Raw genomic sequence first — 13,175 nt, forward strand, 5'->3', positions numbered from 1 at the left:
GGCGGATGCCGCAAAGGTGGCGCGGCATTGTTGGTCCGCCCCGTGCGAAAAACGCCTCGCAGCGACACGATGCAAGCTGCCGCTGCCGCTGCCGCTGCCGCCGCGCTGCGCGCTCATGCCTGATTTTTTCGGTAGCCGCACATCATGGAAACCACCGGTGACCATTTTTGATCAGGTGATCAGGAATTGTGTCAGGCGGCTTACTCAGAGAGAGGTGCGGATAGTGCCGTGCCAGCTCAAGCAGGGCTAAGGGCCTTTTGCTGTGCAGCATGTTGCGCGAGCGTCTTGTAAAACGGCGTGAAATCCGGCTCCGTCAGCCGCAGCAGCGCATCAAAACTGTCGATCACAAAATACTGCTGCTGGAAGCTGTCGATTTTGTAGGTCGACGACATGCAGCGCAGCAGGTCGGCATTGTCCCGCAGTGAAACGCGCCTGGGCTCTGCAGATTCCACGCTCCAGGCCAGTTCGCCGGGGCTGCTGAGAATGCCGGCACCATATGCGCGGACTTCATCGTTGCCTTGTTTGTCGCGCATCAGGCCAAACTCGATGGTGTACCAATACAGGCGCGACAGCATTTCGACCGCGCCGGGAATCGGCTGGGCGCCATGCTCCAGCGCATGCGCTTTCAGCGCGCCCTTGCCGTAGGCCTGGATGTGGTCGGCGTAGCTCGGGTCGAACAGCAGCGGCACGTGGCCGAACAAATCGTGAAAGATGTCGGGCTCGACGATGTAGTCGAATTCGGCCGGCGTGCGTATCCAGTCCGTCACCGGAAACTTGCGATTCGCCAGCAACGTGAAAAAGGGCACCTCGGGAATCAGCCCCGGCACACCCACCAGCTGCCAGCCAGTGGCTTTGAAGAGCCGCTCGTTCACGTCTTCAAAACGCGGGATGGCATCACTTGCGCCCAGGCTGGGCAGGGCTTTGATGAAGGCGCTGCAGGCCCGGCCAGGCAGCAATGCCGACTGCCGTGTGTAAAGGCGCCGGTAAGTCTCGTGATCTTCTGCGGTGTAGGCCGCGTAGTTTTGCGGGCAGGTGTAGTCCGCATTGACCTGGCCGCCACGTGCGTAGTCACCCCGCGGCGGGCGGTCAGACTGGCCGTAGACCGCCGGGGGTGGCGTGTTGCTCTCTACTTCAGCCATTGGTTCTCCACGCGCTGGTAGTCCCCGCCGGCTTTGGCCAGGTGCAGCCACTGGTCCACGTAGGCCTTGAACGTCACGTCACCGCGCGGCAGCAGGTAAGCCATTTCGCCGTACTGCAGCGGCTTGTCGGGGTTGATCGCGCACAGGCCCGGCTTCAGCCTCTGCTGGGTGATCGCCTCTGCCGATTCAGTAACGAAGACGTCGGCGCGATTGGCCAGAATTTCGTCAAAGATCGTCAAGTTCTCGGGGTTGAGCCGCATCTGCGCCTGCTTGAAGTTGGCGCGGGCAAAACGCTCATTGCTGCCGCCCGGATTGAAGATCACCCGCGTGGTGGGCTTGTCGATGTCGGCCACGCTTTGGTACCTGGCCACGTCGGCGCAGCGCGCAATTGGCGTCTTGCCGTTCACCATGTAGGGCGTGCTGAAGAAGGCGCGCTTTTGCCGCTCGGTAGTCACCGAGATGCCGCCAACAGCCATGTCGCATTTGCCGCCCACCATGTCGGGCATCAGGTTGGACCAGCTGGTCTTGACCCACTCGGGCTTGACGCCCAGGCTGGCCGTGAGCGAAGCCATCAGGTCCACGTCGATACCTTCAAACGTGCCGTCGGGCTTCTGGAAGCTGAAGGGTTTGTAGTCGCCCGGCGTGCAGATGCGCAGCACGCCGGCTTTTTGCACGCTGTCCAGGCTGGAGGCCGGAACCACGCTGACCGCCGTCTGGGCAGATGCCCCCGTCACCGCAAACAATGCGGCGGTGGCGACACCCAATGCGGCCAGGCGATGGGGCAGTTGCGGGCAAAGTGGCATGGCAATCTCCGTGAGTTTGTGGAAAAGAAAAACTTTATTGTGCGCTTGCCTTGGCGCCCGACAAAGCCCCGCGGCGCATCTGGTCCAGCTCGATGCTTTCAAACAGCGCCTTGAAATTGCCTTCGCCGAAACCGTCGTCGCCCTTGCGCTGGATGAACTCGAAGAAGATCGGGCCGAGCTGGTTTTCGCTGAAGATCTGCAGCAGCAGCGAGCCTTTCTTGCCATCTACCAGGATCTTGCGCTTCTTCAAATCGGCCACGCTCTCGCCGTGGCCCGGAATGCGCTTGTCGACCAGTTCGTAGTAGGTGTCGATGGTGTCCAGCAGCTTCACGCCGCTGGTGCGCAGCGCATCCACGGTTGCGAACAGGTCGTTGCTGCCCATGGCGATGTGCTGGATGCCTTCGCCCTGATAGCGGTCCAGGTACTCCTGGATCTGGCCGGCCTTTTCGTTGCCCTCTTCGTTGATCGGGATGCGGATCTTGCCGCAGGGACTGGTCATGGCCTTGCTTTTCACGCCGGTAACCTGGCCTTCGATGTCGAAGTAGCGGATTTCGCGGAAATTGAAGAGCCGCTCGTAAAAGCCGGCCCATTCGTCCATGCGGCCGCGGTGCACGTTGTGCGTCAGGTGGTCGATATACGTCAGGCCGTGGCCGGCGGGGTTCAGCGCGTCACCCTGCACGCCGGGCAAGGCTTCAAAGTCCACGTCGTAAAAGCCGATGTTGCCGATGTCGCCGGGTTGCGCGCCGTTCTTGCCGCGCCATTTGTCGATGAAGTAGATGATTGAATCGCCGATGCCCTTGATGGCCGGAATGTTCAGCTCGCCGGGCGCCGATGTGTGGGCATAACCCCAGGCGCCCAGTGAGATTGCGCGTTCATAGGCGGCCTTGGCGTCCTGCACGCGAAAAGCGATGGCGCAGACGCTGGGGCCGTGCTGGCGCGCAAAGCGCTGGGCAAACGAGTCGGGCTCAGCATTCAGGATGAAGTTGATGCCGCCCTGGCGGTACAGCGTGACATTCTTGTGGCGGTGTTTGGCAATTGGCGTGAAGCCCATTCGCTCGAACAATGCACCCATGGCGACAGGGTCGGGTGCCGCATATTCAATGAACTCAAAACCGTCGGTGCCCATGGGGTTGTCCCAGGCCGCGCCCTGTTCAAAGTTCAGGGCGGTGTCGTCGCGTGCATTCATGCGTGTCTCCAGATAGGTGTGCGTATAAAGTGACTTTAGCGGCGCCGGTGGTCAGTTTTATTGCAAAATTGGGCGCTCTAATTGCCATTTGCGCAGTAAACCTGCAAAATTATTTGAATGGAAACACTCGACAAGCTTGATCGGCATATTTTGCGCAGCCTTCAGGACGATGGCCGCGCCACCTACGATCAGTTGGCCGAGCTTGTAGGCCTCTCGCCCAGCGCGGTGCTGCGGCGCGTAAAACGGCTCGAGGAAAGCGGCGTGATCGACCGCTATGTAGCACTCGTCAAGCCTGAGGCCGTAGGGCTGGGGCTTACCGCCTACATCAACGTTCGGCTCGAAAAGCACACCGAAAGCCACAAACGCAACCCCATGGACCTGTTTCGCGCCAGTGTGCAGACCTGGCCTGAAGTGGCCGAGTGTGCAGCGCTGACTGGTGAGATGGACTACCTGCTGCGCGTGCTGGTGCAGGACATGGCGCATTACAGCCGTTTCATCATGGACACCCTGCTCAAACACCCCAGCGTGCAGGACTGCAAAACGAGTTTTGTGCTGGACCGGGTCAAGGCGACGACGGCCGTTCCTTTGTGAGCTGAACCGGGGCGAAGCCGGGGAACCGGCATTCCCATGTGCCTGATTTGCCCGGATACGCGTGCAGAGTGTTGCTGTATTGCAACAATTTGCGCGACGAAACAACCGTAAGTGTCAGTTTGCTATATTTTTAATAGCTGCCTGCGCCCGTATTTATTGGGAAAAATCCACATAGGGGCGTTTTTTGAAACGGCCCTCTATTGACGCTGGTTCAGAAGCCCCTAGACTGTTGATTCTAGGGAAAACCCTTATATTGAGATCATGGTTACACCCAGCACCCTTTTGAGAGCATCCTATAACGCAGGCAAGGAATTCTTCCGGCCTCCCGTGGAAGAGCGCACCTCTGCGGCGCCTCCAGCGCGTCATGTCCAGCCCGTCATGGTTCCAATCCGTTCGATCGGCCCCAGCCACGGGGAACGCATCGCCACCCATTTGCTGGCACTGGGCCCCCACGACCGTTACCTGCGCTTTGGCTATTCGGCCAACGATGAGCAGATCCACCGCTATGTAGACGGGCTCAACTTCGAGCGCGACGAGATTTTCGGTATTTACAACCGCAAGCTGGAACTGATCGCCATGGCCCACCTGGCGCATACCACCGACCCCAACCTCAAGAGCTGCGCCGAGTTCGGCGTCTCTGTATTGGCCCAGGCGCGTGGCCGCGGCTACGGCTCGCGTCTTTTTGACCGTGCCGTCATGCACGCCCGCAACAACGGTGTCGACATGATGTTCATCCACGCGCTCAGCGAAAACACCGCCATGCTCAACATCGCACGCAAGGCCGGCGCCACGATCGAACGCGACGGCTCTGAAAGCGAGGCCTACCTGAAGCTGCCGCCGGCCGATCTGGACTCGCGCATGACCGAAATGGTCGAAGAGCAGATCGCCCAGACCGACTACCGCCTCAAGGTTCAGGCCAAGCAGTTCTGGGACTTGCTGGCGATGGTCCAGGAGGTGCGGCAGGGCGTGCGCGATGGGCGGGACCGCATGCCGATGTGATGGCTTCAGCGCGGGGCCGGCGCAAGAGCCGGCCGCGTGCAGGCTCAACCCAGGCAGCAGGTGCCGTAAAGACGTGCTTGGTGCTATCAATTCAATAGCTGCTCGCGCTCATTTCCATTGGCTACGCGCCAAAAATCATCCAAACCCCCGCCGCGTGTCCCTGGATGGACACAAACCCAAACGGGAAATACAAAAAGCCAACCGCTTCGGCACGCGACGGCAAATTACGCCTGCGCACCGTCAAGGATTTCAGCTATCCTTAGCCCCTTCACAACTACCGACCGCCCATCACGTGTCCGACGTTCCCCCCAGTCGGTCTTCCAGGCCAGAAGACAAACGCGGCTTTTTGCAGAAGCTCGCTGAAATGCTCCACCCAGGCCCCGACTCGAAGGACGAGTTGATCGAGACCCTGGTGGAAGCCCAGGACAATGACGTCATCGGAGCCCAGAGCCGCGAGATGCTCGAGGGGGTCATCCGCATGGCCGACATGACGGCGGGCGATGTCATGGTGGCAGCCCCGCGCATGGACGTGATCAACATCGACGCGCCGTTCGACGAACTGCTGCACCTGGTGATCGACACCGCCCACTCGCGCTTTCCCGTCTACGAAGGCGAAAAGGAAAATATCCTCGGCATCCTGATGGCCAAGGACCTGCTCAAGCTGCAGCGCGCGCCCGAACTCAACATCAAGGCCCTGCTCCGGCCCGCCGTCTTTGTGCCGGAGAGCAAGGGGCTGAACGACCTGCTGCGTGAATTCCGCGGCAACCGCAACCACTTGGCCATCGTCATCGACGAATTCGGCCGCGTGGCCGGCCTCATCACCATTGAAGACGTGCTCGAGCAGATCGTCGGCGAGATCGAGGACGAATTCGACATCGCCGAAGACGAAGGCGACATCTTCGGCCTCAGCGACCACACCTACCGCGTCAGCGGCGACACCTCCATCGAGCGTGTCAACGAGGCTTTTGGCGTGACGCTGCCCGAAACCGACTTCGATACGATCGGGGGGCTGGTGGCGCATGAGATGGGCCATGTTCCCAAGCGCGGCGAGCATTACGCGCTGGCAGGCCTTCAGTTCACCGTACTGCACACCAAAGGTGGGGCCGTGCGCTGGTTCAAGGTGTCGCCGGTCAACGCCGGCGTCTGACAACGAATTCACGAAAAAAAAGGGCGGGCTGACTATGGGACGGGATTCGATTCAAAGCATGATGTCCCATCTCCCGACCTTGCCGGCGCTGCTTGAGCACGCACGCAACCCGCCGCCGCGCAAAGGCATTTCCCCGTTCCAGGTCGCTATTATTTTGATAGCTGGTTGCACCCATGCAGCAAGCATGGCCTGGCCTTTTGATTTTGGTTTTACACAGGGCCAGCCGCTGTGGTGGCTGCAACTGCTGGCGCTTTTCCTGTTTACCGCGCAACTTGACAGCTGCCGCTCGTGGAAGCGCGCCGCCTGGATGGGCGGCCTTTTCGGCACGGCGATGTTGTGCAGCACCTTCTGGTGGCTGTTCATTTCCATGCACTACTACGGCGGGCTGGCAGCGCCCCTGACCGTACTGGCCATCGTGCTGCTCGCCGCCTTTCTGGGGCTCTACTACGCAGCGGCCAGCGCATTTTTCGTGAAGCTGGCGCCCAGGCGCAGGCTGCCACGTGCCACGGTGTTTGCAGCCCTCTGGCTGCTGGCAGAGCTGGCCCGGGTCGAATTCTTTACCGGCTTTCCCTGGGGGGAGGGCGGCTATGCCCACGTCGACGGCTGGGCCAGGCCGCTGGCCGCGTGGGTGGGTGTGCATGGGCTGACTTTTCTGGCCGCGCTGGTTGCCGCCTGGCTGGCGATGACCCTGCGCGCATCCCATGTGCAATGGCTGAACGTGACCGGCATCCTGGTTGTCTGCATAGTGGCGGGTTATCTGCCGGTGCAAAGCGCCTGGCCCGGCGATGCCCCGGTCCAGCCCGCCGAGGCGCTGGGCGTCACGCTGCTGCAGGGCAACATCCCCCAGAACGAAAAATTCCAGCCCGGCACAGGCGTGGCCACAGCGCTGCGCTGGTACGGCCAGCAGCTGCGCGATGCGAAAGCGCCGCTGGTGGTGGCGCCTGAAACCGCCATCCCCGTGCTGCCCCAGCAATTGCCGGAAGGCTATTGGCAAGCGCTGCAGGCAAGGTTTGCCGCCGGCAACCAGGCGGCATTGATCGGCCTGCCGATTGGCAGCTCCCAGGCCGGGTACGCCAACTCTGTACTGGGCTTCAAGCCCGGGCAAGCAGAGCCATACCGTTTCGACAAGCATCACCTGGTGCCGTTCGGCGAGTTCATACCGACGGGTTTCAGGTGGTTCATCGACATGATGCACATCCCGCTGGGCGACTTCAACCGGGGTGCGGTCGGGCAGGCTTCCTTCGAATGGAAAGGCCAGCGGCTGGCGCCCAACATCTGCTACGAAGACCTTTTTGGCGAAGAGCTTGGTGCACGCTTCATCGATCCCGCGCTGGCCCCGACCATCTTTGTCAATGTCAGCAACATAGCCTGGTTCGGCAACACCGTGGCGATTGACCAGCACCTGCAAATTTCGCGCATGCGCGCGCTGGAATTTAGCCGACCGATGATTCGCGCCACCAACACCGGTGCCACGGTCATCATCGACCACCAGGGCAAGGTCACGCATTCGCTGGAACGCCACACGCGCGGCGTGCTGAACGGCGACGTCCAGGGCCGCAACGGCATCACGCCCTATGCCCAGTGGGTGTCCCGCTACGGCCTCTGGCCGCTGTGGGGCTTCGGGCTGGGCGTGGCCGGCCTGGCGCTGGCGTTCCGCCGTCGCCGGTAGGAGAGGGCACACCCCTATCGGGGCTCACTGCGTGTAGCCCCTTTTCCCCTTGCAGGGGACGGTGCCTGCGGCCCGGCAAGCCGGTTCCGCGGCACCTGCTGGCTCGGAGGTGCGGCGCTCAGTGGGTCGAGGCCATCACGCCGTGTAAAAGTTCTGGCAGCATCTCCAGCATGCGCAGCGCATCCTGACCAGGTGGTGTGCTGCTCGCAAAATACATCTGGAGTGGCGCCTGGGCAAAGTCATGCAGCGGCACCGCGGTCAATGATTGCGGGTCCAGGTTGCTGGCCGTCAGGAAGTCCACCACCGTCCAGCCCATGCCGCGCTTGACCAGCTCCAGCGCCAGCCGCGAGGTGTGCACCTGCAATCCCTCGGGGGCGGTCAGGCCCAGGTGGCGCGCCAGGTCGTCGATCGACTGGCACATCGGGTCCTCACCCACCAGCCGTATCAGCGGCATGCTGGCCAGGAAGGACATCGGGTTCTGGCGTCTTGCCTTCACGGCCCGCTGCCAGATGTCGCGCGTGACGGCCAGGTAGAGCGGGCCGCTCACCAGCGTCGAACTGGTCAGCAACGGGTGCGGGTGTTCATAAAAACCAAGGGCAAAGTCCACGCTGCGCGTCAACAGTGCCTGCACCATCTGGTCCTGGTGCAGGGTGCGCACCTCGACGCGAACGCGCGGGTAGCGCGCCATGTGCCTTTCCAGCACCAGCGGCAAAAACTCGTGGCTGACGGACGGAATGGCTGCAAGCCGCACCTGGCCGCCGGCCGACTGCCGCAGGTTGACGGCAATGCGCTTGAGCCCGTCCAGCTTCTGGTGGATTTGCGAAGACTCTTCAAACAGCACGCGCGCTTCGGGCGTGGGGGCCAGCGTGCCCTTGCCGCGGGTAAAAAGTTTGTAGCCCAGTTGCAATTCCGTGTGCGCAATCGTCTTGCTGACGGCCGAGGGCGTGATGCAGATCAGCCGCGCCGCGGCGCTCATGTTGCCGGTCTGCATCACCGCCTGGAAGACTTCAAGTTGCCTGAGGTTCATGTCGCTGCGGGTATGTCGCTGCCAGGTCGCCGGAGATGCATGGGGCCATGCTGCTGAGGGGTGTGAGTTTTATTCATACCCCTCGTTACATTATGCATCGCTGGGGGCTGCCAGCGTCGCTACGATGAGCCACCTTTGGCCGCAAGGCCAGGGAAATCGCCGCACAGGCTGGTGAAACCGCTGGTTTTGCTCGCTGTGCGCAAAAAATCAGACAAATTCCATTTCCTTGGAGACATACATGCAAATAGCCTCAACATTTCGTCACATGGGCGCCGCGCTTGGCCTGGTGGCCTTTACCACGCTCGGCGCGCCCGCGCTGGCGCAAACCGCCGCCAAACCCAATGTCGTGATCCTGGCCACCGGCGGCACCATTGCCGGCGCCGGCGCCTCAGCACTGAACAGCGCGACTTATGCCGCCGCCAAGGTACCGGTCGACAAACTGCTGGCCGGCCTGCCCGAGCTGGCCAACGTGGCCAACGTCAAGGGTGAGCAGGTCTCGCAAATTGCTTCCGAAAGTTTCACCAGCGACAACCTGATGAAGCTGGGCAAACGCATCTCGGCGCTGGTCAAGCAGTCCGACGTGGACGGCATCGTGGTCACCCACGGCACCGATACGCTGGAAGAAACCGCCTACTTCCTCAACCTCGTGATCCGCACCAGCAAGCCCATCGTGGTGGTCGGCTCCATGCGTCCGGGCACGGCGCTGTCAGCCGATGGCGCGCTGAATCTTTTTAACGCCGTGAGCGTGGCCGCCAGCAAGGACGCCGCCGGCAAAGGCGTGCTGGTCACGATGAACGACGAACTCCAGAGCGGCCGTGATGTCACCAAAACCATCAACATCAAGACCGAGGCCTTCAAGAGCCAGTGGGGCCCGCTGGGCATGGTGGTGGAAGGCCAGAATTACTGGTTCCGCGCGCCTGTGAAGCGCCACACCGCGCAGTCCGAATTCAACATTGATGATTTCGAAGCGCTGGCGCCGGTCGATATCGTCTATGGCTACGGCAACGTGCCGCGCTCTACGGTGGACTCTGTCGGCAAGACTGCCATCAAGGCCCTGATCCACGGCGGCACCGGCAACGGCTCCGTGGCCGACCGTGTGGTTCCTGCGCTGCAGGAAGTTCGCGCCAAAGGCATCCAGGTCGTGCGCTCCTCGCGCGTGCCCGAAGGCTTTGTGCTGCGCAACGCCGAGCAGCCTGACGACAAGTACGACTGGGTGGTTGCGCACGACCTGAACCCGCAAAAGGCCCGCATCCTGGCCGCCGTGGCCTTGACGAAGAACATTGACAGCAAGGAGCTGCAGCGCATCTTCTGGCAATACTGAGTTTTTTCGTAATCAGAAAAAGAGGGCGATGCCGGCAGCGGCATCGCCCTTGTTCGTTCTCGCGGCGTGCGCGGGAGGTGCTTACAGCTGGCTCATGCCGCCGTCGACGATCAGCTCGGTACCGACAATAAAAGCCGCCTCAGGCGATGACAAATACACCACGGCGCCGGCCACTTCGTCGGGCGTGCCGAAGCGTTTCAGCGGCACTTGCGCCTGGATGCCGGCGGCCAGCGCATCGAGCTGGTCTGCAGGCACGCCAAGCTTGCCGTACAGCGGCGTTTGCACCGGGCCGGGGCTCACCACATTGACGCGGATGCCACGCGCCACCAGCTCACCCGACAGCGTTTTTGCCAGCGAAATCAGCGCCGCCTTGCTGGCGGCATAGACGCTGGAGTTGGGCATGCCGATGTGGGCATTGATCGAGCCGTTCAGGATGATGGCGGCGCCCGTGTTCAGCAGTGGCGACAGCGCCTGGATCGCAAAGAAGGCGCCCTTCACGTTGACATTGAAGGTGTCGTCCCAGAGTGCTTCGTCCACGCTTTCCAGCGGGGCGAATTTGGCCAGGCCGGCATTGATGAACACGGCGTCCAGCGTGATGCCTTCGGCGGCCAATGCGCTGGCCAGTGCCTTGGCCGAGTCGCTGGCGCCTGCGTCGTTGCGCAGGGCGATGGCGCCTGTGCCCAGTTGGGCTTTGGCTTGGTCCAGTGACACCTGGTCCCGGCCGGTGATGACGACCCGCGCGCCTTGCCCGGCGAATTGCAAGGCGGTGGCCAGGCCGATGCCGCTGTTGCCGCCCGTGACCAGCACGGTCTTGTTGGCGAAGCGGGGTGTGAATGAAGTGGTTTGCGTGGTCATGTCGATTTCCTTTGTCTTGGGTAGGGGGTTCCTGGTTCGGTGGGCTTCCTGCCTGCCGATGAGTCCAATGTAAGTTTCATTTTCTATTGGAGGAAGGCCGTAAAACTGATTTAATCATTCATCTTTTATGAATGATTGGGCTTGAAATGGACCGGCTGCGTGCGTTTGAGGTGTTTGCCGCCGTGGTGGGACGCGGCAGTTTTACGCGCGCAGCCGACGCGCTGGACACCTCGCCGGCCAACGTCACCCGCTATATCAATGAGCTGGAAGCCCACCTCGGCACGCGCCTGCTCAACCGCAGCTCCCGCAAGCTCTCGCTCACCGAAAGCGGCGAAGCGCTGTATGAGCGCAGCAAGTCGATTCTTGAAGAGGTTGCCGACGCGGAGGCGCTGGCCTCGTCGGCAACCCTGCAGCCGCGCGGGCGCCTGCGCATCAATGCGCCTGTGAGCTTTGGCATCCGTCACCTGGCGCCGCTGTGGCCGCGCTTCATGCAAAGCTATCCCGAGGTGGAACTCGACATTGCCCTCAGCGACCGCGTGGTGGACATCGTGGAAGAGGGCTACGACCTCGCCATACGCGTCTCGCGCGCGGGGCCGGCCACCCATGCAGCGCGCAAGCTGGCGACTTCCTGCAACATCCTCTGTGCCGCACCGGCCTACCTGAAAAAGCACGGCCGCCCGGCTGTGCCCGCCGACCTCGCGGGCCACCGCTGCCTGGGCTACACCTATGCCGCCACCGCCAACGAATGGCATTTCATCGACGGCGAGGGGCGTCCCCATGTGGTCAAGGTCAACTACATCATGCACGCCAACAACGGCGACACAGCCCGCGAAGCGGCCGTGGCGGGGCTGGGCATTATCTGGCAGCCGGCCTTCCTGGTTGGGGAAGACCTGCGCGAAGGCCGGCTGGTGCCCCTGCTGCCGGGCTACCGCATGCCTGAAATCGACGTGCTGGCGGTCTACCCCAGCCGCCGGCACCTGAGCGCCAAGGTCCGTGTGATGGTGGATTTCCTGGTCGAGGCCTTCAAGACCGGGCCCGGCTGGTATGTGCCGCCCACCCAGATGCCGCCAGTGATGCCGACCGGTAAGGCGCTCACCAAGGCGCCCGCGCGCCGCCGCGTAAAATGACCGGCTTGGCGGCCGCCACCTGAGGCGCCGCTCCCCGGGCCTGCAATCCAGGTGCCCCGCGTTTGGCAAAACTCCACTCTTATGCTTACTTTCCAGCAAATTATTTTGAAGCTGCAGTCCTATTGGGCTGACCAGGGTTGCGCGCTGCTGCAGCCCTACGACATGGAAGTCGGCGCAGGCACTTCGCACACCGCGACGTTTCTGCGCGCGCTGGGCCCCGAGCCCTGGAAAGCCGCCTATGTACAGCCCAGCCGCCGCCCCAAGGACGGCCGTTACGGCGAGAACCCCAATCGCTTGCAGCACTACTACCAGTACCAGGTGGTCTTGAAGCCCGCACCCGCCAATATCCTTGAGCTCTACCTCGGTTCGCTGGAAGCGCTGGGCTTTGACCTGAAGAAAAACGACATCCGTTTTGTCGAAGACGATTGGGAAAACCCGACGCTGGGCGCCTGGGGCCTGGGTTGGGAAGTCTGGCTCAACGGCATGGAAGTCACGCAGTTCACCTACTTCCAGCAGGTCGGCGGCATCGACTGCAAACCCGCCACCGGCGAAATCACCTACGGCCTGGAACGCCTGGCCATGTATTTGCAAGGCGTGGACAACGTCTACAACCTCACGTGGACCGAAGGGCCTGATGGCTCCAAACTGAGCTATGGCGACGTCTACAAACAGAACGAAGTCGAGCAGTCCACCTACAACTTCGAACACAGCGACGCCGATTTCCTCTTCACCGCCTTCACCGCGCACGAAAAGCAGGCCAAGCACCTGATCGACGTGCAATTGGCCCTGCCGGCCTATGAGCAGGTGCTCAAGGCTGCCCACAGTTTCAATTTGCTGGACGCCCGAGGCGCCATCAGCGTGACCGAGCGCGCCGCCTACATCGGCCGCATCCGCAACCTGGCCCGCGCCGTGGCACAAAGCTATTACGAAAGCCGTGAGCGCCTGGGCTTCCCGATGGCGCCGCGTGAATGGGTCGAGCAAATGGCGAAGAAGGCGGCCTGATGATTCTGGAAATCGCCCAGTTGCAGGTCAAGCCCGGCGAAGCGTCCGCTTTCGAGGCGGCCTTTGCCCAGGCGCAGGCCATCATCGCGTCAATGGGCGGCTACCAGGGCCACGAGTTGCAGCGCTGCCTGGAAAACGACCACCACTACATGCTGCTGGTGCGCTGGAACACCCTGGAAGACCACACCGTGGGGTTCCGCCAGTCAGAGCCCTACCAGGCATGGCGCAAGCTGCTTCACCATTTTTACGATCCGTTTCCCACGGTGTTGCACTACGCCGATGCCACGCCAAAACGGTGAGCTGATCTTC

13 protein-coding genes are annotated in these 13,175 nt (G+C 62.1%); 8 read left to right on the forward strand and 5 right to left on the reverse strand.

The annotated features are described in order from the left end of the window. Window positions 1-236 precede the first annotated feature (236 nt). Genes phhA through hppD form a run of 3 tightly spaced genes read right to left on the reverse strand, consistent with a single transcriptional unit; the run spans window position 237 to window position 3,128 of the window. Window positions 237-1,139 carry a phenylalanine 4-monooxygenase gene (gene phhA, locus AC1DYQ_RS22465; RefSeq protein WP_477688661.1) on the reverse strand — a complete coding sequence of 301 codons (903 nt, stop codon included), beginning with the start codon at window positions 1,137-1,139 and terminating at the stop codon, window positions 237-239. Beyond that, window positions 1,127-1,942 (reverse strand): transporter substrate-binding domain-containing protein, encoded by an 816-nt coding sequence (locus AC1DYQ_RS22470; RefSeq protein WP_477688662.1) that lies wholly within the window; start codon window positions 1,940-1,942, stop codon window positions 1,127-1,129. The genes phhA and AC1DYQ_RS22470 overlap by 13 nt, the downstream gene beginning before the upstream one ends. 34 nt (window positions 1,943-1,976) lie before the next feature. Beyond that, complete coding sequence (gene hppD / locus AC1DYQ_RS22475; protein ID WP_477688663.1) at window positions 1,977-3,128, reverse strand: 4-hydroxyphenylpyruvate dioxygenase; 1,152 nt, start codon at window positions 3,126-3,128, stop codon at window positions 1,977-1,979. Window positions 3,129-3,245: 117 nt separating this feature from the next. Between hppD and AC1DYQ_RS22480 the strand changes: the two genes are divergently transcribed. The 4 genes from AC1DYQ_RS22480 (at window position 3,246) to lnt (ending at window position 7,534) form a co-directional block, all read left to right on the forward strand. Beyond that, window positions 3,246-3,719, forward strand: a complete 474-nt coding sequence (locus tag AC1DYQ_RS22480) for an Lrp/AsnC family transcriptional regulator (protein WP_477688664.1) — start codon at window positions 3,246-3,248, stop codon at window positions 3,717-3,719. A 261-nt stretch (window positions 3,720-3,980) separates the two neighbouring features. Beyond that, window positions 3,981-4,718, forward strand: coding sequence for a GNAT family N-acetyltransferase (locus AC1DYQ_RS22485; protein ID WP_477688665.1), 738 nt, complete (start codon window positions 3,981-3,983; stop codon window positions 4,716-4,718). A 364-nt stretch (window positions 4,719-5,082) separates the two neighbouring features. Continuing rightward, window positions 5,083-5,865: an HlyC/CorC family transporter gene (locus AC1DYQ_RS22490; RefSeq protein WP_477670114.1), complete on the forward strand. Its 783-nt coding sequence runs from the start codon at window positions 5,083-5,085 to the stop codon at window positions 5,863-5,865. A 58-nt stretch (window positions 5,866-5,923) separates the two neighbouring features. After that, complete coding sequence (gene lnt, locus AC1DYQ_RS22495) at window positions 5,924-7,534, forward strand: apolipoprotein N-acyltransferase (protein ID WP_477688666.1); 1,611 nt, start codon at window positions 5,924-5,926, stop codon at window positions 7,532-7,534. Between the two features lie 118 nt (window positions 7,535-7,652). Here lnt and AC1DYQ_RS22500 read toward each other — a convergent pair whose 3' ends face one another. After that, a complete protein-coding gene (locus AC1DYQ_RS22500) occupies window positions 7,653-8,561 on the reverse strand; it encodes a LysR family transcriptional regulator (RefSeq protein ID WP_477688667.1) in 909 nt (302 codons plus the stop codon). 265 nt (window positions 8,562-8,826) lie between these two features. Between AC1DYQ_RS22500 and AC1DYQ_RS22505 the strand changes: the two genes are divergently transcribed. Further along, a complete protein-coding gene (locus AC1DYQ_RS22505) occupies window positions 8,827-9,882 on the forward strand; it encodes an asparaginase (RefSeq protein WP_477688699.1) in 1,056 nt (351 codons plus the stop codon). An 81-nt stretch (window positions 9,883-9,963) separates the two neighbouring features. On the opposite strand, the gene AC1DYQ_RS22510 is transcribed toward AC1DYQ_RS22505, so the two are convergent. Beyond that, the gene (locus AC1DYQ_RS22510) at window positions 9,964-10,737 is read right to left on the reverse strand and encodes an SDR family oxidoreductase (protein ID WP_477688668.1); all 774 of its coding nucleotides are present in this window, start codon (window positions 10,735-10,737) and stop codon (window positions 9,964-9,966) included. 146 nt (window positions 10,738-10,883) lie between these two features. Between AC1DYQ_RS22510 and AC1DYQ_RS22515 the strand changes: the two genes are divergently transcribed. From AC1DYQ_RS22515 to AC1DYQ_RS22525, 3 genes are all read left to right on the forward strand, one after another. After that, window positions 10,884-11,864, forward strand: coding sequence for a LysR family transcriptional regulator (locus AC1DYQ_RS22515; protein WP_477688700.1), 981 nt, complete (start codon window positions 10,884-10,886; stop codon window positions 11,862-11,864). 81 nt (window positions 11,865-11,945) lie between these two features. Further along, on the forward strand, window positions 11,946-12,866 hold the full coding sequence (glyQ, locus tag AC1DYQ_RS22520; RefSeq protein WP_348049382.1) for a glycine--tRNA ligase subunit alpha: 921 nt from the start codon (window positions 11,946-11,948) through the stop codon (window positions 12,864-12,866). After that, window positions 12,866-13,165: an antibiotic biosynthesis monooxygenase family protein gene (locus AC1DYQ_RS22525; RefSeq protein ID WP_477649325.1), complete on the forward strand. Its 300-nt coding sequence runs from the start codon at window positions 12,866-12,868 to the stop codon at window positions 13,163-13,165. The genes glyQ and AC1DYQ_RS22525 overlap by 1 nt, the downstream gene beginning before the upstream one ends. The last annotated feature ends 10 nt before the right edge of the window (window positions 13,166-13,175 follow it).

The organism is Polaromonas sp. P1_F4, assembly GCF_056405675.1.